This is a genomic window from Megasphaera indica (genome assembly GCF_046614755.1).
Taxonomy (GTDB): domain Bacteria; phylum Bacillota; class Negativicutes; order Veillonellales; family Megasphaeraceae; genus Megasphaera; species Megasphaera intestinihominis.
This window is the reverse complement of the sequence record NZ_JBKKJR010000020.1, coordinates 20,431-42,899: the sequence shown is the minus strand read 5'-3', so window position 1 is coordinate 42,899 and position 22,469 is coordinate 20,431. Positions and strand designations below refer to the sequence as shown.

The window sequence follows — 22,469 nt, the reverse complement described above, 5'->3', positions numbered from 1 at the left end:
TACGTTTAAATAAAGGAGAAACTTAAAACTTAGTAAAAGACGCTTTTCTCGACACTAGCGGCATGGCGTGAAATGCCTTATAATAAGTATATCTGCCAGATGACAGGTTGAGTGTTTGACGGATGATATCCATTAAAGATGCTATTATTAATGTATTATATATATTAGGAGGAAGACCATGGGATTTTTTGATGCCTTTTTTAAAGAACATCAGCGGACGAAGAGCGAGGAGATCTATGACAATGCCTTGCGGATCTTTAATTCACCGGAATTGCAGAACCAGGCTTTAACGGGAGAGCTGGCCGACAAGGTGCGGCATGGGGAAGACTGCGATGTCCTTCCCGGAGCTTACGGCCGTTTTGGCCATGATGCGACCAATCCCATCCCCGTCAACGGACCGAGCGGTGAATTCGTCTATTTGTCGCGCCTGCGCCTGCGCCGGACGGGTTCCATGGTCTTTTTCCACAAGGCCGGTCAGGTCGGGAACCTGGACGTCTTTGAATTGACCAATGTCAGTGGCAAGTTCGTCGACCGCCTGTATGTCGACATGTATCATCCCCGCTGTTCCCGCCGTTATCCCGACGGCTATACGCTGGAACGGGAAGCCGTCTTCCCGCGGGGCGTGACGACGACGCTGGCCGATTTCCCCAAAGGCCTCTATAAGGCCATCAAGAAGGAAGCCAAGCTGCGCCTGGGCATCGACGTCGCTGAAAAGGAAAGCGACTGCATCGATGTGCCGGCCGTACAGGCTGCTTTGGACCAGCTGCGGCAGAAAAGGCCGGCGGCTCCCATCATGAAGCCATTGAAATAAAGAGAAACTATGGTATAATTACACCAGGTTAGTAATGTAGATTATTAGGAGGGTTATCGATGAGAGAATTACCGAAAGCACATGAAATTTGGCGCCACTTCAAGAAGAATACCTATGAAATTATTACCATTGCCGAACATACGGAGACAGGTGAAAAATTCGTCATTTACAAAGCCTTGCACGACACGATGAAGACCTATGCCCGTCCGCTGAAGGATTTCATGAGCGAAGTCGATAAGGAAAAATATCCCCGTGCCGAACAGGATTACCGCTTCGTCAAAGTTAAATAATCTTGACAAGGCCTGTGAAGGCTGATATAATATGTACTGTTGAAAATAAAGCAGAAGCTATCCGCTTCTCACCTTACAAGGCGCTGGAGTCACTAAGGTCTATGACGGAAACGTAGAGCGGATAGCGATGCTATCCGTTCTTTTTTTATTTCGGAGGTGAAAGACGATTAGTAAGGAATTACGTATCAACGATCAAATCAGAGCCCGTGAAGTACGCGTGGTCAGTGATTCTAACGAACAGCTCGGTGTTATGTCTCTCCGTTCGGCCCGCCAGATTGCGGAAGAACGGCATTTAGACCTGGTAGAAGTCGCACCGAATGGCAAACCGCCTGTCTGCCGCATCATGAACTACGGTAAATACCGTTATGAACAGCAGAAGCGTGAAAAGGAAGCCAAGAAAAAACAGAAAGTCTTGACATTGAAAGAAGTAAAACTTCGTCCCAATATCGAAGACCATGACTTCTACGTTAAGATGAAAGCTGCGCAGCGTTTCCTGGGTGAAGGCAGCAAAGTCAAAGTTACGATCATGTTCCGCGGCCGCGAAATGAGCCATCCGGAACTGGGCCGTGATTTGCTGGTTCGATTCGCTGATGAATTGAAAGACACCGCCCATGTAGAAAAAGAACCTAAAATTGAAGGCAGAAATATGACCATGGTCATTGCTGTCAACAAGAAGTAACAGGAGGACAATTATTATGCCGAAATTGAAAACTCGCCGTGCTGCGGCAAAACGCTTTAACACAACTGGTACAGGTAAAATCAAACGCATGAAACCGTATAAGAGCCACATCCTGGAAAGCAAGAGCCCGAAACGTAAACGTAACCTGAGAAAAGCTACGCTCGTTTCTAAGACCATGACCGAAGCCGTCCGCAAGATGTGCCCGTTCATCTAATAGCGTAATATACTTTTTGATATAGATTCGGAGGAATAGACTAATGGCAAGAATTAAAGTTGGCGTTACAGCACACGCTCGTCATAAAAAAATCTTAAAAATGGCTAAAGGCTACCGCGGCACCCGCAGCCGTCTCTTCAAAAAAGCTAACGAAAGCGTCATGAAAGCGCTCTACTACGCTCGTCGTGACCGCCGCGCCAAGAAACGCGAATTCCGTAAATTGTGGATTGCCCGTATCAACGCCGCAACCCGCGCTAATGGCCTCAGCTACAGCCGCTTCATCTGCGGCCTGACCAAAGCTGGCGTCATCGTAAACCGCAAAATGCTCGCTGACCTCGCTGTCAACGACGCAGCTGCTTTCGCAAAACTCGTAGAAGTCGCAAAAGCACAGTAATCTATGCAAATAAAATCCCCTGCATGAAGGTTTCCACCATCCTGCAGGGGATTTTTTATCTGTAGGGGCTTGCACGTGGCAAGCCCGTTCTTGAATATGAACGATTTGCCAACTCGGGGGGGAGCGTCGCCAAATACCCAGCGGGTCGCCCACGTGGCGACCCCTACAATCAATGCCGCCAGGCTTTGGGCACGGGGATGAAGAAGGCGAAGATGGCGCCGATGATGGCGCTGATCCAGAGGCATTGCAGGGCAGGGGAGATGCCCCACTGGTCGGCACCCCAGCCGACGATGGGCGAGATGAGGCCGCCGATGGTCGTCGTCAGGCCCAGGGTGACGCCAGAAGCGAAGCCGACGTTCTTGCCGAGGTAAGTCTGGCCGAGGACGACGATGGGGCTGTAGGCGGCGAAGAGCGAGAAGGCGACGGGAAGGAGCAGCAGCGTCGCCGTGACGATGTCCGTACTGTTGACCAGGAAGAACATGGACGGAATCATGATCACCATAGAGCCGCGGAGGACGCGGAGGAAGCCGAAGCGGTCTGCCAGGACGCCGCCGATGAAGGTGATGACGACGCCCATGGAAAAGAGGATGGACAGGGCCAGACTGCCCGCTGCCGGCGAGGCATGGAGGACGTGGATCCAGTAGAGGGGAATGAAGGTATTGCAGACCGTAAAGCCGATGGAACGGACGAAGATGACGACGGACAGGCGGGCGAAGGCACTCCAGTCGTTGGTCCGGACTTCCCCGGGATGGGCTTTCTTTTCGGCGGTCGCCGCTTCGCTGACCAGAGATAAGATGTGCGGCATCTGATGGTAGAGGACGAAGGCGATGAGGGCGTTGACGATGCCGAAGACGACCAGACCGTGGATGTCGAAGGCATAGGCACAGGCTCCGGCAACCATGGGGCCGATGGCGAAGCCGGCATTGCCGCCGACGGAAAAGGTCCCCATAGCCTGTCCCTTGCGGTCGCCGGCGATGTTATTGACCATGCGGGCTGCTTCGGGATGATAGATGGAAGAGCCGAAGCCGCTGAACATGGAGCAGAGGAAGATGAGCCAGTAGTTCTGCGTAAAGGCCAGCATCGTCAGGCAGAGGCCGCAGAGGATGGGGCCGAGCGGAGCGAACCAGGGCTTGGACACCTTGTCGGAATAATAACCGAAAATAGGCTGGGAAACCGATGATAAGAGCATGTTGGCAAAGATGAGCGTCGCTGCGTCCTGATAGTTCAGGTTGCACGACGAGATGAAATAGGGCAGGAGGGCCGGAATGGCGCCTTGCGCCCAGTCTACGGAAAAATGGCCCGTAGCGAATAGGTATACATAAGGACTCAGTTTCTTCATGCAAATTCTCCTTTCAGGAAGTTGAAATCATATCTATTATAGCATAGGCTGTTTTCCTTTTCACATTGGTGTTATAATAATAACAAACTAATCAATATATATTAAAAGGAGTTGTTATTATGGCATCAAAAGAAATGTACGCCTTGGGCTCCCAGGCTTCGGTCATCCGTGACCTTTTCGCTTATGGACAGGAACAAGCGGCTATCGTCGGTAAGGAAAATGTCTTCGATTTCAGCATCGGCAATCCGACCGTCCCGGCCCCGGCCTGTGTCAAAGAAGCTATTGAAGACATCTTGGAAACGCGGGAATCCGTGGCCATCCACGGCTATACGGCAGCTTCCGGTGATGCGGCTGTCCGCCAAGGCCTGGCCGATTACATGAACCAGACTTATGACGCCCAGGTACGGGCCGATAATTTCTACATGACCTGCGGGGCTGCAGCTTCGCTGACCATCAGCCTCAAAGCCCTCGTCGAAGGCCCATATGACGAAATCATCCTCATTGCGCCGTTCTTCCCGGAATATACGGTCTTTGTCCACAATGCCAATGCCAAAGCCGTCGTCCTGCCGCCGGATACGGAACACTTCCAGATTTCTCTGGACGCCCTGGAAAAGGCCATTACACCGCATACGCGGGCAATCATCATCAATTCGCCGAATAACCCGTCTGGCGTCGTCTACTCGGCTGATACCTATGAAAAATTGGCGGCCCTGCTGACGCGGAAGTCCCAGGAAATCGGCCATCCTATCTATATCATTTCAGATGAACCGTACCGGGAAATCATTTACGATGGCCTTCCCATCCTCTATGTCCCGAAATTCTACAAAGATACGATCATCTGCTATTCGTACAGTAAATCCCTGAGCCTGCCGGGCGAACGTATCGGCTATGTCCTGGTTCCGGACTGCGCTGCCGATGCCCAGGAAGTCTATACGGCTGTCTGCGGTGCCGGCCGTTCCATGGGCTTTGTCTGCGCACCTCATCTTTTCCAGGACGTCGTCCTCAAATGCCTGGGCCAGACTGGCGACATGAACATTTACGACGAAAACCGCAAGCTCTTATATAATGGTTTAAGAGAAATGGGCTACGACTGCGTCTATCCGAGCGGCGCTTTCTACCTCTTCGTCAAATCGCCTGAAGCCGATGCCAAGGTTTTCTCCGACAAGGCCAAGAAGCTGAATCTGCTCATCGTACCGGCCGACAGCTTTGGCTGCCCTGGCTATGTCCGCGTATCGTACTGCGTCGATCCGGATATGATTAAGCGGTCCTTTGCTGCCTTTAAGAAACTGATGGAACAGTATAAGTAAAAAGATGTAAGAAATTGGAAAAATTTCCTTGACACGTCCTGTATCTGTGGTATACTAAACGAGTCGTTAGGAAATGGGCCTATAGCTCAGCTGGTTAGAGCGCACGCCTGATAAGCGTGAGGTCGGTGGTTCAAGTCCACCTAGGCCCACCAATTTTTCACTTGACAATTTCCTGCGGTATGTTATACTAATCAAGTCCCATGACATGGGCCTATAGCTCAGCTGGTTAGAGCGCACGCCTGATAAGCGTGAGGTCGGTGGTTCGAGTCCACCTAGGCCCACCACACAGACCATCGTTTGGATTATTCCGGAACGATGGTTTTTTTTTCAACAGAAGGAGGGAAGACCATGACGGAAAGTGAAAGGCAGCTCCAGGAAATGGCCCTGTCTATCCAGGCAGCCCGGCAGCAGGGCGGGTACAGGGCGGCCGTCACGGCACCACCGGCAGCGGCCGATACGATTCCCAATCTTGGCGGTGAAGCCCGGGCAGGAGACTGCCTGGTCAGCATGCTGGCCAGCGGCAGCAAGGGCAATGCCGCTTATATCCGTTGTGGCAAGACGAATATCCTCATCGATGCCGGCATCAGCTGCCGCCGCATCGAACAGGGATTGAAGCGCTACGGCTGCGCTTTAGGCGACCTCGATGCCGTCTTCATCACCCATGAACATTCGGACCACGTCAACGGCCTGGCGACGCTCCTCAAGCGGACGGACATGCCCGTCTATACGACAGCCGAGACCTGGCAGGCCATAGGCCGGAAAGTGGAAGGCTTCCAGGACCGCTTCGTCCGCCTGACACGCCGCGTCGGCCTGAAGGACATCCAGGTCATTCCCTTTGCCATATCCCACGATGCCGTGCGGCCCGTTGGCTATACGGTCTGCCACGGCGAATCGAAGATCACCCTGGCGACAGATTTAGGCTGTGTCAGCCCTGACGTCGCGGCGGCAGCGGCTTATGCGGACATCCTCATTTTAGAAGCCAATCACGACGAAGGCATGGTCCGCAACGGGCCCTATCCCTATCCGCTCCAGCAGCGCATCCTCGGCCGCTGGGGCCATCTGTCCAACAAGACGGCAGCCGCTTTCCTGGCCGGTCTGCCGACGAAGGGCGTCATGCGGGTCCTCCTGGCACACCGCAGCGAAAAGAATAACACGCCGGCCCTGGCGCTGCACACGATGCGCACTATCCTGTCTCAGGCTGGACGGGTCATCGGCCAGGATATTTTATTGCGGTTGGCCTGCCAGAAGGGCAGCGTCCGCTTCCAGGAAAGGAGTCATGAATTATGATGCAACGCAAACATGTCATTACGGCGGCAGCCGCCGTCGTCCTCATCGCCGTCGGCGTCTTCGGCGGTTTCAAGATCCACGATGCCTTTTTTACGCCGAGCGGTACCTATAACGGGACGGTGAACCAGCTCCAGGAACCGTCGAAATCGGATTCCATTTCCGATGCCCGCAATACGGCCGTCGTCCAGGCTGCCAAGAAAGTCAGCCCGGCTGTCGTCGGCATTACGACGAAAGTCTATAACCGCGATATGTTCAACCGCAAAGTCCTGGTCGGTGAAGGCGTCGGCTCTGGCGTCATCTTCGACAAGGCCGGCTATATCGTCACTAATAACCACGTCGTCGGCACGGCCAAGACGGTCATCGTTTCTTTGGCCGATGGCCAGAGTACCGAAGGGACTGTCGTCGGCCGCGATGAAAAGACGGACCTGGCCGTCGTCAAGATCAAGATGGACAACCTGCCCGTCGCTGAATTCGGCGACAGCGATTCCCTCCAGGTCGGCGAACCGGCCATCGCTATCGGCAACCCTCTGGGCCTGGAATTCCAGGGTACGGTCACAGTCGGCGTCATCAGCTCCCTCAATCGGACCATCGGGGCTGAAGGCCAGAGCATGAAGCTCATCCAGACCGACGCAGCCATCAATCCGGGCAATTCCGGCGGCGCCCTCGTCGACGCCGACGGCAAAGTCATCGGCATCAACAGCGCCAAGATTTCCAAGGAAGGCGTCGAAGGCCTGGGCTTTGCCATTCCTATCAATGCAGCCCGTCCGATTTTGCAGGACCTCATCAAGAACGGCAAAGTCGTCCGCCCGTACCTCGGCTTATACGGCCTGGACCAGCAGATGGCAGCCCGTTTCGGCATGAAGCTGAACGTAGCCGGCATCTATGTCTATAAAGTCGCTGCCGGCGGTCCTCTCGACCAGGCAGGCCTCCGCCATGGCGACGTCATCCTGAAACTCGACGGCACGGATGTCAAAGACTTCAGCGCTCTCCAGAGCGTCATGGATAAACACAACGTTGGCGATTCGGTCAGCCTCGACTACACGCGCAACGGCTCGGACCACGAAGTCACCGTCGTCCTCCAGGAAAGCCCGCAGAATGATTCGTCTGACCAGGAAGACGGGACCAACTGATGAAGTACCACGTCATTACCATCGGCAAAATCAAGGAGAAATACCTCACGGCCGGCATCGATGAGTTCTTGAAGCGCCTGCGCCCGTACGGCCAGGTCGAGCTCACCGTCCTGCCCGAAGAGAAGATGCCCGACAACCCGTCGCCGGCCCAGAAGACCCAGGTCCTCGACAGGGAAGGGGAGAAGATGCTGCGCCACGTCCGCCAGGGCTCGCACCTCTTCGCCCTGGACGTGCAGGGCAAGCTCGTGTCGTCTGAAGACCTGGCGGCGTCCTTTGCCAAACTGGCCCTGTACGGCTGCAGCGAAATCTCCTTCATCATCGGCGGCCCCTTCGGCCTGAGCGACCTCGTCCGCCGCAGAGCCGACAGCTGCATTTCCTTTGGCCGCATCACCCTGACCCATCAGATGATACGCCTCCTCTTATTAGAACAAATCTACCGCGCCATCAAAATCGACCGTCACGAACCCTATCATTTGTAGGCGAAAACAGGGACCACCCATGAACCTTTCGGTTATCATGGGTGGTCCCTGTTGTTTTATAGTTCGTAGGGGTCGCCGCGTGGGCGACCCGTTGGATTTGGATGATTATTCTAGCAAACTGGGCGGTAAATCGTATATATTTCTAGAGCGGGCTCGCCACGTGCGAGCCCCTACAACTTAAAAAGGCTAGCCGCACATGCGACAAGCCTTTTTTCATTCTGGTGGACCATCAGGGGATCGAACCCTGGACACCCTGATTAAGAGTCAGGTGCTCTGCCAGCTGAGCTAATGGTCCATGTTTTGTTGTCCTTCGTACTCGCTGTTTCCTGAGCACATGTAATATAATACACTAAACCTTGGAGAAATGCAAGCGTTTTTTTAAGAAAATTTACAGAATCTTGAATTTCCCCCGATTCTTGATTTTGGCGACACGGCGAATGTATAATGAAAGAAGTGATATTTTACAAAAAACTACTCGTTTGTTGATAGATTGAAAGTGAGCGATGTGTATGATTACTTATAATGGCAATGGCGGCATGGACACTGTCGCTGTCGGCCTGAATGAACGGGGGTCGACGCTGCGCCAGCTGCCCGAAGGGGATGTCCAGCTCATCCGGGCCTATGCCGGACAGCACCCGGAGATTTTGCAGCATACGTCCCTTCACGTCTTCCACTGCCTGTCTGACGGCCGGGCCAAGACCTATTTCCTCATCGGCCTGGAAGGGAAGCCCATCCGCTATTCGACGTATGAAGATTTCCGCATGGCCCGGCGCCTCATGGCCGCAGCCATGAAGGAAGGCGTCAGCGAACTGGCTGTCATGGCCGATACCCTGGATATGGACCTGGGGTCTCTCATCGATGGCCTGCTCTACCGTAATTACGAATTCAATCACTATAAACGCCAGGCCAAGAGCCGGACTATCGGGAATATCAATATCCTGACCCACAGCCTGCGCCCGAAGGAATTCAATTCCATGTGCTACATGTATACGTCCATCTATGAAGGCATCTACGCGGCGCGGGACCTGGTCAACATGCCGTCCAATGATTTGATGCCGCGCAAGTTTGCCGACATCGTCGGGGCTATGCTCAAAGGCGACAACATCCTCATAGAGAACCTCAATAAATGGGCCCTGGAAAAGCGCCATATGGGCGGCATCGTCGCCGTCGGCAAGGGCAGCATGAACCCGCCCCAGCTCCTGTCCATTGCCTACCAGGGCGACCCTAACAGCCGGGAAGTCCTGGGCATCGTCGGCAAGGGCGTCACTTATGACAGCGGCGGCCTGTCCCTCAAGAGCCATGCCAATCTGGAATTCATGAAGGACGACATGGCCGGTGCCGCAGCGGCTGTCGGCGTCATGCGGGCTTTGATGCTGCTCAAATATCCCGTCAACGTTCTGGCCGTCATCCCACTGGTCGAAAATATTCCCTCCGGCATGGCTTATCACGTTGACGACATCCTGACCATGTACAACGGCAAGACGGTTGAAGTCAAGAATACCGATGCCGAAGGTCGGCTCATCCTGGCCGATGCCCTGACGTATGCCCAGGAAAAGGGGGCGACGCGCCTCATCGACCTGGCGACTTTGACCGGTGCCTGTGTGACGGCCCTGGGGACCGTGCGGACGGGCATGATCGGCAACGACCAGGAATGGATGAACCGTTTCTTCAGCGCTGCGACGGAAGTTCACGAAAAGATATGGCAGCTGCCGGCTGATGAGGAATATGAAAAGCTCCTGGAAAGCGATATCGCCGATTTGAAGAACGTCGGCGGCTCCGAAGCGGGAGCCATCACGGCAGGCCTCTTCCTCAAGCAGTTCGTCCACGACGGCACGCCGTGGATTCACTTGGACATCGCCGGCCCGGCCTTCAATGAAAAGGCCGACGAAACGGGCCTCATCGGGGCGACCGGCGTCGGCATCAAATCCATTCTTCACTTATTGCAGGGAGGCGTGGCATCCCATGATCGTTGATTTACATATGCATACGACTTGTTCAGACGGCGTATATACACCGGAACAACTGACACAGATGGCCGTCGACGCCGGGCTCAGCGTCATGGCTATTTCCGACCACGATACGGTAGCGGCTTATGACGGCAGCCATCGTTTCGCCGCAGGCGTCCGCGTCATCCCGGCTATTGAAATCAGCTCGGAATGTGACGGCGAAGATGTGCACATCCTGGGCTACGGCATCGACACGGCTGACGCCGGCTTGCAGGCTTACTGCGCGCAATTCAAGGAACGGCGCTTCAATAGGGCCCTGGAAATCGTCGACCGCTGCCGCAGTTTAGGCTATGATATCGATCGCAGTGGCATCGAAGCGACACTGCGCCAGGGCGGGACTGTCGGCCGGCCCCACATTGCCCGCCTGCTCGTGGCCAAGGGCTATTTCCCCGACGTCAAGACGGTCTTCGATAAACTGCTCTACCGCGGTGGTCCGGCTTACGTCCCTTATCACCGCCGCAGCATCGACGACTGCGTGGCCCTCATCCGCCAGGCCGGCGGTACGGCCATCCTGGCCCACCCGGGCCTGCTCAAGTGGACGCTGGACCAGGTCCTGGCCCATGACTTTGACGGCATCGAAGTCTATCATCCCAAGAACCGCGGCCGCTATAAAGAATTCTTGAAACTGGCTGAGGACCGCCATGGGTACGTCAGCGGCGGCTCGGATTTCCACGGCACGACAGGCCGTTTCCCCGAAAAGGTCGGCGTCTTTACCGTCGATGCCAAGGCGGTAAAAGCTCTGCTCGACCATGTAGAAGGGAACCTAAAGAAAAGCAGGTGAGATTATGGAGGTTTTCGGTTTTATCGGCGCCAGCGGCACGGGCAAGAGCCATCACGCCCTGGTCGTCGCCTATGACCACGATATCCAGGCCATCATCGACGACGGCCTGCTCATCGACCACAACCGCATCGTCGCCGGCCGGTCGGCCAAAGAAGAGACGAACCGCCTGAAAGCCGTGCGCCGGGCCATCTTCAACAAGCCCGAAGACGCAGCGGCCATGCGGGCGGCGCTGGAGAAGATACATCCTGATAAATTGCTAATCTTGGGCACGTCGAAGCACATGATACACCGCATCTGTGAGTCCCTGCACCTGCCGGAAGCGTCGCAGTTCATCCGCATCGAAGATGTGTCGTGCCCGTCGGAAATCGCCAAGGCCCGGGCCATCCGCATCAAAGAGGGTAAGCACATCATCCCCGTGCCGACGATGGAACTGAAGCCCCATTTCCAGGGCTATCTCCTGGACCCAATCCGTTCCTTCTTCTATGGCCGCAACGGCAAGAAGATATCGCCTTTTGAACGGTCCGTCGTCCGGCCCGTCTTCAGTTATTACGGGAAACTGACCTTTTCTAACGACGTCCTGGAAGCCCTGGTGCGCCATGCCCTGGCCAAGAACGACGGCGTCACTAAGATTAACCGCCTGCGGGTGGCCATCAATTACAACTCGACGCGCAATGGCCTGGCCATCATCCTGTCCCTGACCATCGCCTATGGCCAGAACATCAAGAAGCTCATGAGCCGTATCCGCCGGGACATCCAGCAGGAAGTGGAATACACGACGGGCATGTCCGTCGAAATCCTCAAAATCACAGTCCGCAGCATTTCCCAGCCTGAAGACTAGGCGTCGCCGTTTTCTTCGGTCAGGACCATCATGAGCGGCGTAATCAGGCCCCGCAGGGCGTCGACATTTTCCGCCGAGAAGCCCTTGTACTGAGGAGAATGGCTCAGGCCGTCGAAGAAATCATGCATACAGCCGATGAGCTGGGAATTATTGAGCAAGTAAATGGGCTTGGTCTGGGGCAATATGTGATGCGTGTTCTTTTTGAAGAAAGCTGACGTGTAATTGCCGTAAAAGGCGAGATTAGAAAAATTCGTATAACTGCTTTCTCCCGATGCCGGGAGGAGGATCCCGTAAGTAATGGCCGGGTTCTGCTTCATCTTTTCGACGATGAGGTTGAGCTGGGCCTTTCTTTCGTCTGGCGTCATCTGGTAGTTCATGTCGGTCAGGTAGAAGCAGCCCGTTTCCAGGTAGCGGATGATGGAATTCTTGGGCATGATGATTTTCATGCGCCCCTGTTCGATGATGCGGTACCAGATGTACTGGATGCGCCGGACCCATTCTTTGGTGGCATTGGGATATTTTCCTTCGTCGATGAGCTGGCACAGCGACGTATAGACTTCGTCGGGGAGGAGGAATTCCAGGCCGTTGGTCAGGAAGAAGAGGTAGTTGTTGGATGTAAAGAAGATGTCGCGGTAGCCGAATTTTTCCATGCCCAGGGACTGGCGGGGCTCCATGAGGACGGGCTGGACCATCATGTAGGCGCAGCACTTCTTATAGATTTCCCGGACCTGGGCCGGGTCGGTGATGGTCAGGCACATGTCGATGTAGTCGTCGCCGTCGACGTAGTAGAGGTAGGCAAAGGCGTCTTTGAGGACGATGATGTTGCGGTACGATTCGTAGTCGATTTCGTGCATGGTGAAATTATAGGTCAATAAGTGGTCCAGACACTGATAGAGGCTGCTGGCGGCCTGGGGCATATGATCGGCAAAGACGTCCATCTTCAGGCCTAAGTGGACGTCGCAGGACCAGCGGTCGTTGTGACATTCTTCCAGGAGCTGCCAGATGCCGTTCTGGTCGAGGACGTGGAACTGGCCGGTCATGATCAGCATCCCCTGGGACTGGAGACCTTCCAGGTATTGGTGGAGCAGCTGGCGCAGGGCCGTGTGGCAGTCAGCGCGGCCGGCGTAGAAATGGATGGCCTGGTCGCGGCTTTCACCTTTCCCCGTCCTGGTCTGGGCCTATCGGCGGCGTACCGGCCAGCGGCGCGGACTTTGGCGGTTCGGCCAACGCCGATGCCATCGTCGACCATCCGTATCAGTTCGACTTTTACGATGGCGGCGGCCTGGATATGGCTTTCCTGGGCATGGCAGAATGTAATGCCAAAGGCGACGTCAACGTCAGCAAGTTCAAAGACCGCATCGCCGGCTGCGGCGGCTTCATCAACATCACCCAGAATACGCATAAAGTCGTCTTCTGTGGCACCTTTACGGCCAAGGGCCTGCGCGAAGAAATCCGGGACGGCAAACTGGTCATCACCCATGAAGGGGCTGTCCAGAAATTCATCGATAAGGTCGGCCAGATTACCTTCAGTGCTGAATATGCCCATAAACACAACCAGCAGGTCATGTTCATCACCGAACGCTGTGTCTTCGTCCTCACCGATAAGGGCTTAGTCCTCACGGAAATCGCACCGGGCGTGGATCTGCAAAAGGACATCCTCGACCAGATGGAATTCGTACCGCACATCGCCGAAAATCTGAAGACCATGGACGAACGCCTCTTCCGCGATGAACCCATGGGCCTGGCCCAGGACATCTTTGAACAACAGGCGGGTTAGTGGATAGTGATTAGTGGCTCGTGACACTGTAGTGGCGCACGTGGGTGAACCGTTAGGGATTGGATGTTTCTCCTAGTAAACCGAATGGAAAATGGAAATCACATCATCCTGGAGCGGGCGCCCCACGTGGCGCCCCTACAGAAAAAGGGACCGTCCGAAGGGCGGTCCTTTTTCTTGACATCTCCCGTCTGCGGACGGTATAATAAATCTGAAACATGTGACTGACGGAAGTGGAGTTACCACGGGGAGCATGATTCGTACGAGCCGACCGTCTGGGCGAAACGTTCCAGAAGTGTCGGTATTTTTTATTTTTGCTTAACTATTCAGGAGGAATCACCATGAAAGAACTGCAATTAAAATACGGCTGCAATCCCAACCAGTCGTCGGCCCGGGTTTATATGAAAGATGGAAGCGACCTGCCCTTTACGGTCCTCAACGGCCGTCCCGGTTATATTAATTTGCTCGACGCCTTCAACAGCTATCAGCTGGTCAAAGAATTGAAAGAAGCGACAGGCCTTCCGGCAGCGGCTTCCTTCAAGCACGTCAGCCCGGCTGGGGCCGCCGTCGCTACGGACATGAGTGATACCCTGAAAAAGATATACTGGGTCGACGATTTGAGATTGTCCCCCCTGGCTTCGGCCTATGCCTGCGCCCGCGGTGCTGACCGCATGAGCTCGTACGGCGATTTTGTTGCCCTGTCCGACGTCTGCGATGTCGAAACGGCAACGCTCCTCAAGCGGGAAGTCTCGGACGGCGTCATCGCTCCGGGCTACAGCGACGAAGCCCTGGCTATTTTGAAGACCAAGAAGAAGGGGAATTACTGCGTCCTCCAGATAAACCCGGACTACAAGCCGCGCCTCGTCGAATCGAAGGAAGTCTATGGCGTCACCTTTGAACAGGAACGCAATGAAGCCAAGATTACGACGGACCTCTTCAAAAATATCCCGACGAAGAACAAGGATATCCCGGCAGCGGCTCAGCGCGATTTGATGATCGCCCTCATCACTTTGAAATATACCCAGTCCAATTCGGTCTGCTACGTCAAAGACGGCATGACCATCGGCGTCGGCGCTGGCCAGCAGTCCCGCGTCCACTGCACGCGCCTGGCCGGCAACAAGGCCGATATCTGGTGGCTCCGCCAGAACCCGAAAGTCCTGAACCTGCCTTTCCGCGACGATGTCCGCCGTCCGAACCGCGACAACGCCATCGACGTCTACATCTCCGATGACTACGAAGACGTCCTGGCCGACGGCATCTGGCAGGACCTGTTCACGGAAAAACCGGAACCGCTCACACGGGAAGAAAAGAAAGCCTGGATTGCCCAGCTCCACGGCGTAGCCCTGGGCAGCGATGCCTTCTTCCCCTTTGGCGACAACATTGAACGGGCCCATCGCAGCGGCGTCGACTACATCGCCCAGGCCGGCGGCTCCATCCGCGACGACAATGTCATCGAAACGTGCGATAAATACAACATCGCCATGGCCATGACCGGCCTGCGCCTGTTCCATCATTAAGGCTTCCCCTGGGAAGAAGAAGGACCGCTCACGGGGTTCCTATGCCCTATAGTTTGTAGTATAGAGTTTGTAGGGGCCACGTGGGCGACCCGTTAGGAATTTGGATGATTCTTCTAGCAAACGGGTCGGGAAATCGTACCTATCCCAGAGCGGGCGCCCCACGTGGCGCACCTACAAGAAAAGGCGCTGTCGCACGAAGGGTTATGCCATCTGCTAACTGCTTAAAAGGAGCTGTCGCGATGCGACAGCTCCTTTTTTCCACGAAACAAGAGGTGATATTATGAAAACCTGTACATCTGTCTGTCCTTACGACTGCCCCGATGCCTGTGGGCTTGTCGTGACGGTCGACGGCGGCCGCGTCGTATCCGTTGCCGGCGACAAGTCCCATCCCTTTACGCGTGGGACGTTGTGCCCGAAGATGGCCCATTATGAGCGGACCGTCCATTCGCCGCGCCGCCTGACGACGCCGCTGAAGCGGATTGGCCCCAAGGGAAGCGGCCAGTTCGCGCCCATTTCCTGGGACCAGGCCCTGGCAGAAATCGCCGGGACCTGGAAGGCCATCATCGCCGAAGTTGGTGCCGAAGCCATCCTGCCCTATTCTTATGCCGGTACCATGGGCATCGTCCAGCACGACGCCCTGCACGGCCTGTTCTACCGCCTGGGTGCTTCGGAACTGGACCGGACCATCTGCGCTCCGGCCAAAGGGCGGGGCTTCAAGGATGTCATGGGCAATACCATGCCGACGGCGCCGCAGGCAGCCCAGGACAGCGACTGCATCTTCCTCTGGAGCATCCATATGCTGGCCACAAATATCCACTTCCACCACGACGTCGAAGCGGCCCGGGCCAAAGGGGCCGTCGTCTGGTGTATCGATGCCTATCGCAACAAGACGGCCGACCTGGCCGACCACTTCGTCGCCGTCCGCCCCGGTACGGACGGGGCCCTGGCCCTGGGCATGATGTACGTCCTCGACCGTGACGGCCTGGCTGACGAAACCTTCCTGGCCCGGAACGTCCTCGGCTGGGAGGACTTGAAAAAGACAGTCCTGTCCAAGTATACGCCGGAAGAAACGCAGGGCATCACCGGCGTGCCGGCCGACATCATCGTCGCATTGGCCCACGCCTACGGCCGGGCCCGGGCGCCGTTCATCCGCCTCGGCAGCGGCCAGTCCCGCTATCGCAACGGCGCCATGACGACGCGCCTCATCACCTGCCTGCCGGCTGTCGTCGGCGCCTGGGGGAAGCAGGGAGCCGGCCTCTTGACTTCGGCGTCGGCGTCGAAAGCCTATGATAAAGAAATCGTCACCCATTCCGATTGGAAACAGCCTGGCAAGCGCGTCGTCAACATGTGCTGCCTGGGCCAGGCACTGACGGGTGACGACCGCATCCGCAGCCTCTTCGTCTATTCGTCCAATCCGGCCTGCACGGCGCCGGACCAGAACCAGGTCCTGAAGGGCCTCTGTCGGGACGATTTATTTACCGTCGTCCACGAACGCTTTATGACCGATACGGCCCGTTATGCCGACATCGTCCTGCCGGCGACGACGTCGCTGGAACACGACGACGCCTATTATTCCTATGGCAACTACACGATCCAGTGCGGCTATGCAGCCATCCCTCCTGTCGGCCAGAGCCGTTCCAACTGGCGCGTCGCCTGTGACCTGGCCCATGCTATGGGTATAGACGATGATTTCTACAATCGCTCGGAACGGGACCTCGTCGAAGCCCTGGCTGCGTCGACGACGAAATGGCCCCTGCCTGTGGATCAGCAGCGCCTTAGTCAGGGCCTGCCGACGCCGCTGCCCATGCCGGACGATTACCAGACGCGATTTGCCACGCCGTCGGGGAAAATCGAGATATACAACGCGGCCCTGACGCCGGCCCTGCCGGACTATCTGCCCCTTGCAGAAGATGACGGCACGCTGGCTTTCGTCAATGGGCCGGACATGCGCATCCTCGATTCGTCCTTCAATGAACGGGACGAACTGACGGCCAGCCATACGATGGACCTCTTCGTCCATCCCGACGATGCGGCACGCTATGGCCTGCAGGACGGCCAGACCGTGACCTTGGCCAATGAACGGGGCCAGGCCGATTTCACCGTCGTCATCTCTAAACGGACCGTGCCGGGCCAGGTCGTCAGCGAAGGCGTCTGGTGGCGGGAACGGGTCAAAGGGCAGGGAGCCTCAGTCAACGTCCTCACGTCCCAGCGCCTGACCGACGAAGGCGCCGGCAGCACTTTCTACGACGTCCGTGTATCCATTATTCCATCCGCTAACTCCTGACAAGTAAAAATACTTGACAGATAGGCTGCTTTCCGTTATAATACCAAAGTACGCTGTTTGAAAGGCGGTGAAGCCATGCTTGAAGATGTAGTCCGCAAGGGACGGCTCCTCGATTTGTACGGGCCTTTGCTTACGGAGAAACAACGGCGCTGCATGGAAATGTATTTCGATATGGACCTGTCCCTGAGCGAAATCGGGGAGGAACTGCACATTTCCCGCCAAGGTGCCTATGATATGCTCAAGCGCGCTTCCCATTCGCTGGAAAGTTACGAACAGCGCCTTCATCTGCTGGCCCGCTACGATGCGGTCCGGGATAAGATCGATGAAGTAGAGCGGCTTCTCGACCGGGAAGAACCGCAAACCCTTGAAAGAGCGAAACAGCTTTTGCATGAAATAGAGTTATAGAAGGAGGCCCCTTATGCCATTTGAAAGTCTGTCCGAACGATTCCAGGCGGCATTTAAAAAACTCCGCGGCAAAGGGAAGCTTTCTGAAGAGGATGTCAGCGAAGCGCTGAAAGAGATGCGCCGCGCCCTTCTGGAAGCGGACGTCAACTTTGCCGTCACCAAAGATTTCATAAAGAAAGTCAAAGAAAAGGCCGTCGGCGAAGAAGTCTTCGGCAGCCTCAATGCGTCACAGACGGTCATCAAAATCGTCCGCGATGAACTGACGGAACTCCTCGGCGGGACACAGAGCCGGATCACCATTTCTCCCAAGCCACCGACCATCATCATGCTCGTCGGCCTCCAGGGGGCTGGTAAGACGACGACAGCCGCCAAACTGGCCAAGAAGCTGAAGTCCCAGGGCAAGAGCCCGCTCATGGTCGCAGCCGACGTCTACCGTCCGGCGGCTATCACGCAGCTGCAGGTCCTCGGCCAGGAACTGGACATGCCTGTCTACACCGAAGAGGGCAGCAAGGACCCTGTCGCCATTGCTCAGCACGCTATTCCCTATGCGACCAGCCATTTACGCGATGTCGTTATCATCGATACGGCCGGCCGTTTACATATCAATGAAACCCTCATGGACGAACTCATCAACATCAAGAATGAAGTTCATCCCCATGAAATCCTGCTCGTCGTCGACGCCATGACCGGTCAGGATGCCGTTACGGCTGCATCGGCCTTCGATAAAGCCCTCGGCATCGACGGTATCATCATGACCAAGCTCGATGGCGATGCCCGCGGCGGTGCCGCCTTGTCCATCAAGGCCGTCACGGGCAAACCGATTAAGTTCATCGGCGTCAGCGAAAAGCTCGACGGCTTGGAAGAATTCCATCCGAACCGCTACGCATCGCGTATCCTCGACTTAGGCGACGTCGAAACGATCATCGAAAAAGCCCAGGCGGCTTTCGATGAAGAATCGATGGAAAACATGAAGAAGACCATGAAAAGTGGTACCTTCACCTTCGATGACTTCCTGTCCCAGCTCCATATGATCAAGAAGATGGGCAATATGGGCAGTCTCCTGAGCCTCATCCCGGGCATCGGGAAATATAAGAAAGAACTCGACAAAGTCGACATGGACGGCAAAGAATTCAAACGAATCGAAGCCATCATCACATCCATGACGGCTCAGGAACGGTCGAGTGCCAATCCGAAAATGCTCATCAAGGACAGCCGCAAGCGCCGTATCGCCAAGGGCAGCGGCACGCGCGTCCAGGATGTCAACCGCCTCATCAAGCAGTTCGCAGAAATGCAGAAGATGATGAAGCAGGCCAAGAAAGCACAGAAGAATAAACGACGGGGTTTCATGCCGCGTCTGCCTTTTTAAATGGATTTCCCTTTTTTGTGGAAATAAGATACTATATCAAGGAGGTGATTTTCAATGATTAAAATTCGTTTGGCTCGTTTAGGTGCTAAAAAGAAACCGATCTACCGCGTCGTCGTCGCTGATTCCCGCGATGCTCGTAACAACGGTCGCCCGGTTGCTACGTTGGGCATGTACGATCCGTCCAAAGACATGGACAATCGTCTGACCGTCGATGCTGAAGCAGCTGTAGCATGGCTCGGCAAAGGCGCACAGCCGACAGATACGATCCGTTCTATCTTCAAAAAAGCTGGCATCATGGCTCAGTTTGAAGCATCCAAAAAGTAAGTGAGGCTGGATACTATGGAAGAATTGATTGCATGTATCGCCCGGTCCCTCGTCAAGAACCCGGATGCGGTTACAGTTACCAAGATTCAAAAAAAAGGCCTCGAAGTCTATCAGCTTCATGTCGCACCCGAAGATATGGGTAAAGTCATTGGCAAACAGGGTAAAATTGCGAAAGCATTGCGCCTTGTTGTCAAGGCTGCGGCAGTGAAGGCTAACAAGAAAGTATCAGTGGATATCGTATAGGAGGAACCATGGATCAGATTACATTGCGCGTTCCTGTCGCTGTCAAAGCAAAGGTTACGCAGGCCCTCAAGGATCGTATCCTCAAAGGTGCTGACCAGGCCCTGAGTGACATCGATCGGGAAATGCAGAACCTGGAATTCCAGGCCAAACGCATGATGACCGAACAAGCTAAAATCGATGCACAAGGGTTGATTTCCTTGCGTGCTAAAGTAGAAGAACAGAAACAGCGTCTCGCCGCAGCTAAGGCTAAGGCACAGCACGACAGAGAAGAAGCTGAACAGTTGACAATCGGTTCCGAAATCAGACAAGGCACGCTTGAACAGACTGTCGTTGTCAATGTCGGCGATGATTTAGAAAAATTGATGGGAACGGAAATCCTGCTTGAAGACGGCAAGATCGTTTCTATCCGCCAATAGAATACGATGGCTGAATTAGATCTTTTCACAATCGGTCAAATCGTTGCCCCGCACGGCGTGCGGGGTGATGTTCGTATTTATCCCGATACGGATTTTCCGAAACGATTCCTGAAAATGAAATACGGTTACATTGACGGCAAGAAATATGAAGTAGAATCCGCACGTCTTCATAAGCGGGTCGTCCTCATGAAATTTGTCGGCGTCGATGATCGCAATGCGGCGGAACTGTTGGTCAAAAAAGACCTGCAAGTGCCGCGCGAAGATTTAGTGCCCCTGCAGAAAGGCCAGCACTACATCTACGACATCCTCGGCTCGGCCGTATACGACCTTCAGGGCCATGAACTGGGAAAACTTACAGACGTACTGCGCACGGGCAGCAACGACGTCTATGTCGTCACTGCCGATGACGGCAAGGAAACACTCCTGGCCGCCATTCCCGATGTCATCAAGTCCATTGATGAAAGTGCCAAGAAGATCGTCGTCGATCCGCCGGAGTGGGTGGACGAATGAGAATCGACATTATCTCACTCTTTCCGGAGCTCATCGAAGCGTTCTTCCAACACAGCATCATCGGGCGGGCACGGGCAGCCGGCCTGTTGGATCTGGATGTGACCAATCCCCGTAATTTCACGTACGACCGTCATCACATGGTCGATGATACCATCTATGGCGGCGGTTGCGGCATGCTCATGAAGGCAGCGCCCCTCTATGCCGCTGTCGAAGCCGTGCGGCGTCAGGTGCCGCGGCGGCGCATCATCTTCATGGGGCCCGCAGGTCAGACCTTTACGCAGGCCAAGGCACGCGAGCTGGCGACATACGACCAGCTTATTTTATTATGCGGCCATTACGAAGGCGTCGATTACCGCGTCGAACAGGATTTGGCCGATGAGACCATTTCCGTCGGCGACTACGTCCTCACTGGCGGTGAACTGCCGGCTATGACCGTTACCGATGCCGTAGCCCGCATGATTCCCGGAGTCCTCGGCGCAGCTGCCGGGGCCGCTGACGATTCTTTCTATTCGTCGCTCCTGGAATATCCGCAGTACACCAAGCCTGCCGTCTTTCGCGGCATGGCCGTACCGGAGGTCCTGCGGAACGGCGACCACGCCAAGATCGATGCCTGGCGCCGGGAAGCGTCGCTGGCGCGGACCTTGGAATTACGGCCGGACCTTTTGCAGCATTGCGATTTGTCGCCAGCTGACCAAAAGATACTGGCTAAACTGAAAGGGGCGAAGAAATGATGAAATCCCCTTTGTATGTCGGATTGGTTCATTATCCCATATATGATAAGAACTTCAACGTCATTGCCACGGCCATTACCAACTACGATCTGCATGACATTTCGCGGTCGGCCAAGACCTATGGCGTCAAGAAATATTTCATCATCCACCATATTCCGGGGCAGCTCGATATGGTGCATAAAATCATGGATTTCTGGGAAAGCCCGGTGGGCCGCAACTATAACGGCTACCGCACCCAGGCTTTCGATATCGTAGACATCCGCCCGTCCATCGAAGCGGCTGTCGAAGCCGTCACCGCCGCAGAAGGGAAGCGCCCTTACGTCGTCACGACGGACGCGCGGACCTATGCCAACACCATTTCCTATAAGGAGTTGCGGCAGAAGCGGGAAGAAGACGATACGCCGATCCTCCTGCTCTTTGGCACGGGCTACGGGATGACGAAAGAAACGATGGAAAAATTTGATTTCATCCTGGAACCGATTTACGGGGCCGGGGAATATAATCACTTATCTGTCCGTTCGGCAGCAGCTATCATCTTAGATCGCCTGGCCGGCGAAGATTGGTGGAAATAAAGGGAGGCATTTGAATGTCTGGACATTCTAAATGGGCGAATATTAAACGTAAAAAAGGGAAAAACGACGCAATCCGCGGTAAGATCACGACCAAGATCGGCCGTGAAATCACGATTGCTGTCCGCATGGGCGGTCCGGACCCGGTCGGCAACATGCGTCTGAAGCTGGCCCTTCAGAAAGCAAAGGAAAATAATATCCCGAAAGATAACATCAAACGGGCTATCCAGAAAGGCGCTGGCGCTACAGAAGGCCAGAACTACGAAGAAATCGTATACGAAGGCTACGGCCCGGCAGGCGTTGCCGTTACGGTCAACGTCCTCACGGATAACCGCAACCGCGCAGCTGCTGCTGTCCGTCACGAATTCTCCAAATCCGGCGGCAACCTCGGCGCTACGGGCTGTGTCAGCTGGATGTTCCACAACACGGGCATCTTCGTCGTCAACCGCGACCAGGCCGATGAAGACCAGATCATGGAAGTCGCCCTCGATGCCGGTGCTGATGACGTAAAAGTTTCCGACGAAGACTACGAAATCATCACCACGCCGGAAGCCTTCGATGCTGTCGAAAAAGCCCTGGCTGACAACAACATCGAAACGGAACACGCATCGATCACCATGGTTCCGGAAAACACAATCAAACTCACGGGAGAAGACGCTGAAAAAATGGAACGCTTCGTAGACGCCCTCGACGAACTCGACGACGTCCAGGACGTATACCACAACGCAGAACTTCCGGAAGAAGAAGAATAAGAGTGGTTAGTGACTAGTTGTCA

At 55.2% G+C, this 22,469-nt stretch carries 26 protein-coding genes, 3 tRNA genes, 1 riboswitch and 1 other annotated feature; of the genes, 26 read left to right on the top strand and 3 right to left on the bottom strand.

Going from position 1 to position 22,469, the window contains the following annotated elements; translation table 11 throughout:
* Positions 1-178: 178 nt before the first annotated feature.
* The 5 genes from ACFCTO_RS09900 (at position 179) to rplT (ending at position 2,388) form a co-directional block, all read left to right on the top strand.
* Entirely contained in the window at positions 179-811 is a 633-nt protein-coding gene (locus ACFCTO_RS09900; RefSeq protein ID WP_499876804.1) for a hypothetical protein, read from the top strand.
* Between the two features lie 59 nt (positions 812-870).
* Complete coding sequence (locus ACFCTO_RS09895) at positions 871-1,101, top strand: DUF1653 domain-containing protein (protein ID WP_020310403.1); 231 nt, start codon at positions 871-873, stop codon at positions 1,099-1,101.
* A gap of 42 nt (positions 1,102-1,143) precedes the next feature.
* Positions 1,144-1,253, top strand: a sequence feature (ribosomal protein L20 leader region).
* A gap of 14 nt (positions 1,254-1,267) precedes the next feature.
* Positions 1,268-1,780: a translation initiation factor IF-3 gene (infC, locus tag ACFCTO_RS09890; protein WP_071601828.1), complete on the top strand. Its 513-nt coding sequence runs from the start codon at positions 1,268-1,270 to the stop codon at positions 1,778-1,780.
* Between the two features lie 16 nt (positions 1,781-1,796).
* Positions 1,797-1,994 carry a 50S ribosomal protein L35 gene (gene rpmI / locus ACFCTO_RS09885; protein WP_014015986.1) on the top strand — a complete coding sequence of 66 codons (198 nt, stop codon included), beginning with the start codon at positions 1,797-1,799 and terminating at the stop codon, positions 1,992-1,994.
* A 43-nt stretch (positions 1,995-2,037) separates the two neighbouring features.
* A complete protein-coding gene (gene rplT, locus ACFCTO_RS09880; RefSeq protein ID WP_014015987.1) occupies positions 2,038-2,388 on the top strand; it encodes a 50S ribosomal protein L20 in 351 nt (116 codons plus the stop codon).
* Between the two features lie 169 nt (positions 2,389-2,557).
* On the opposite strand, the gene ACFCTO_RS09875 is transcribed toward rplT, so the two are convergent.
* Entirely contained in the window at positions 2,558-3,727 is a 1,170-nt protein-coding gene (locus ACFCTO_RS09875; RefSeq protein ID WP_499876803.1) for an MFS transporter, read from the bottom strand.
* A gap of 119 nt (positions 3,728-3,846) precedes the next feature.
* Here ACFCTO_RS09875 and ACFCTO_RS09870 point away from each other — a divergent pair, with 119 nt between their 5' ends.
* The 6 genes from ACFCTO_RS09870 (at position 3,847) to rlmH (ending at position 7,930) form a co-directional block, all read left to right on the top strand.
* The gene (locus ACFCTO_RS09870; RefSeq protein ID WP_499876802.1) at positions 3,847-5,034 is read left to right on the top strand and encodes a pyridoxal phosphate-dependent aminotransferase; all 1,188 of its coding nucleotides are present in this window, start codon (positions 3,847-3,849) and stop codon (positions 5,032-5,034) included.
* A gap of 75 nt (positions 5,035-5,109) precedes the next feature.
* Positions 5,110-5,186, top strand: a tRNA-Ile gene (locus tag ACFCTO_RS09865).
* Positions 5,187-5,241: 55 nt separating this feature from the next.
* A tRNA-Ile gene (locus tag ACFCTO_RS09860) sits at positions 5,242-5,318 on the top strand.
* 64 nt (positions 5,319-5,382) lie between these two features.
* Positions 5,383-6,321 carry an MBL fold metallo-hydrolase gene (locus ACFCTO_RS09855; protein WP_292302460.1) on the top strand — a complete coding sequence of 313 codons (939 nt, stop codon included), beginning with the start codon at positions 5,383-5,385 and terminating at the stop codon, positions 6,319-6,321.
* Positions 6,318-7,451, top strand: coding sequence for a S1C family serine protease (locus ACFCTO_RS09850; RefSeq protein WP_292262646.1), 1,134 nt, complete (start codon positions 6,318-6,320; stop codon positions 7,449-7,451). Before ACFCTO_RS09855 ends, ACFCTO_RS09850 begins: the two co-directional genes overlap by 4 nt.
* The gene (gene rlmH / locus ACFCTO_RS09845) at positions 7,451-7,930 is read left to right on the top strand and encodes a 23S rRNA (pseudouridine(1915)-N(3))-methyltransferase RlmH (RefSeq protein WP_020310409.1); all 480 of its coding nucleotides are present in this window, start codon (positions 7,451-7,453) and stop codon (positions 7,928-7,930) included. Before ACFCTO_RS09850 ends, rlmH begins: the two co-directional genes overlap by 1 nt.
* Positions 7,931-8,149: 219 nt before the next feature.
* Here the strand turns inward: rlmH and ACFCTO_RS09840 are convergent.
* Positions 8,150-8,225 (bottom strand) — tRNA-Lys (locus tag ACFCTO_RS09840).
* 214 nt (positions 8,226-8,439) lie between these two features.
* Between ACFCTO_RS09840 and ACFCTO_RS09835 the strand changes: the two genes are divergently transcribed.
* The 3 genes from ACFCTO_RS09835 to ACFCTO_RS09825 are packed head-to-tail and all read left to right on the top strand — an operon-like array spanning position 8,440 to position 11,555.
* A complete protein-coding gene (locus tag ACFCTO_RS09835) occupies positions 8,440-9,903 on the top strand; it encodes a leucyl aminopeptidase (RefSeq protein ID WP_499876801.1) in 1,464 nt (487 codons plus the stop codon).
* Positions 9,893-10,717 carry a PHP domain-containing protein gene (locus ACFCTO_RS09830; protein ID WP_292302273.1) on the top strand — a complete coding sequence of 275 codons (825 nt, stop codon included), beginning with the start codon at positions 9,893-9,895 and terminating at the stop codon, positions 10,715-10,717. Before ACFCTO_RS09835 ends, ACFCTO_RS09830 begins: the two co-directional genes overlap by 11 nt.
* A 4-nt stretch (positions 10,718-10,721) precedes the next feature.
* The gene (locus ACFCTO_RS09825; RefSeq protein ID WP_020310412.1) at positions 10,722-11,555 is read left to right on the top strand and encodes an Asp23/Gls24 family envelope stress response protein; all 834 of its coding nucleotides are present in this window, start codon (positions 10,722-10,724) and stop codon (positions 11,553-11,555) included.
* Here ACFCTO_RS09825 and ACFCTO_RS09820 read toward each other — a convergent pair.
* Positions 11,552-12,595 carry a hypothetical protein gene (locus tag ACFCTO_RS09820; protein ID WP_499876800.1) on the bottom strand — a complete coding sequence of 348 codons (1,044 nt, stop codon included), beginning with the start codon at positions 12,593-12,595 and terminating at the stop codon, positions 11,552-11,554. The genes ACFCTO_RS09825 and ACFCTO_RS09820 overlap by 4 nt on opposite strands.
* Positions 12,596-12,843: 248 nt before the next feature.
* On the opposite strand from ACFCTO_RS09820, the gene ACFCTO_RS09815 reads away from it, so the two are divergent.
* From ACFCTO_RS09815 to ACFCTO_RS09760, 12 genes are all read left to right on the top strand, one after another.
* Entirely contained in the window at positions 12,844-13,332 is a 489-nt protein-coding gene (locus ACFCTO_RS09815) for a hypothetical protein (RefSeq protein ID WP_302420796.1), read from the top strand.
* 207 nt (positions 13,333-13,539) lie between these two features.
* A riboswitch (ZMP/ZTP riboswitch) is annotated at positions 13,540-13,617 on the top strand.
* Positions 13,618-13,670: 53 nt separating this feature from the next.
* Positions 13,671-14,846: a phosphoribosylaminoimidazolecarboxamide formyltransferase gene (locus ACFCTO_RS09810; RefSeq protein WP_499876799.1), complete on the top strand. Its 1,176-nt coding sequence runs from the start codon at positions 13,671-13,673 to the stop codon at positions 14,844-14,846.
* Positions 14,847-15,126: 280 nt separating this feature from the next.
* Entirely contained in the window at positions 15,127-17,130 is a 2,004-nt protein-coding gene (locus ACFCTO_RS09805; protein WP_481325575.1) for a molybdopterin-containing oxidoreductase family protein, read from the top strand.
* Positions 17,131-17,205: 75 nt separating this feature from the next.
* The gene (gene ylxM, locus ACFCTO_RS09800; RefSeq protein WP_071601829.1) at positions 17,206-17,535 is read left to right on the top strand and encodes a YlxM family DNA-binding protein; all 330 of its coding nucleotides are present in this window, start codon (positions 17,206-17,208) and stop codon (positions 17,533-17,535) included.
* A 13-nt stretch (positions 17,536-17,548) separates the two neighbouring features.
* Positions 17,549-18,901: a signal recognition particle protein gene (gene ffh / locus ACFCTO_RS09795; RefSeq protein WP_072983238.1), complete on the top strand. Its 1,353-nt coding sequence runs from the start codon at positions 17,549-17,551 to the stop codon at positions 18,899-18,901.
* 54 nt (positions 18,902-18,955) lie between these two features.
* Complete coding sequence (gene rpsP, locus ACFCTO_RS09790; protein WP_020310421.1) at positions 18,956-19,225, top strand: 30S ribosomal protein S16; 270 nt, start codon at positions 18,956-18,958, stop codon at positions 19,223-19,225.
* 15 nt (positions 19,226-19,240) lie between these two features.
* Positions 19,241-19,468, top strand: a complete 228-nt coding sequence (locus tag ACFCTO_RS09785; protein ID WP_014015998.1) for a KH domain-containing protein — start codon at positions 19,241-19,243, stop codon at positions 19,466-19,468.
* An 8-nt stretch (positions 19,469-19,476) separates the two neighbouring features.
* Complete coding sequence (locus ACFCTO_RS09780) at positions 19,477-19,884, top strand: YlqD family protein (protein ID WP_020310423.1); 408 nt, start codon at positions 19,477-19,479, stop codon at positions 19,882-19,884.
* A 6-nt stretch (positions 19,885-19,890) separates the two neighbouring features.
* Positions 19,891-20,394 carry a ribosome maturation factor RimM gene (gene rimM, locus ACFCTO_RS09775; protein ID WP_020310424.1) on the top strand — a complete coding sequence of 168 codons (504 nt, stop codon included), beginning with the start codon at positions 19,891-19,893 and terminating at the stop codon, positions 20,392-20,394.
* Positions 20,391-21,125 (top strand): tRNA (guanosine(37)-N1)-methyltransferase TrmD, encoded by a 735-nt coding sequence (gene trmD, locus ACFCTO_RS09770; protein WP_292260707.1) that lies wholly within the window; start codon positions 20,391-20,393, stop codon positions 21,123-21,125. The genes rimM and trmD overlap by 4 nt, the downstream gene beginning before the upstream one ends.
* The gene (locus ACFCTO_RS09765) at positions 21,125-21,697 is read left to right on the top strand and encodes an RNA methyltransferase (RefSeq protein ID WP_020310426.1); all 573 of its coding nucleotides are present in this window, start codon (positions 21,125-21,127) and stop codon (positions 21,695-21,697) included. Before trmD ends, ACFCTO_RS09765 begins: the two co-directional genes overlap by 1 nt.
* Before the next feature lie 14 nt (positions 21,698-21,711).
* Complete coding sequence (locus ACFCTO_RS09760; protein ID WP_014016003.1) at positions 21,712-22,446, top strand: YebC/PmpR family DNA-binding transcriptional regulator; 735 nt, start codon at positions 21,712-21,714, stop codon at positions 22,444-22,446.
* Positions 22,447-22,469: the final 23 nt, after the last annotated feature.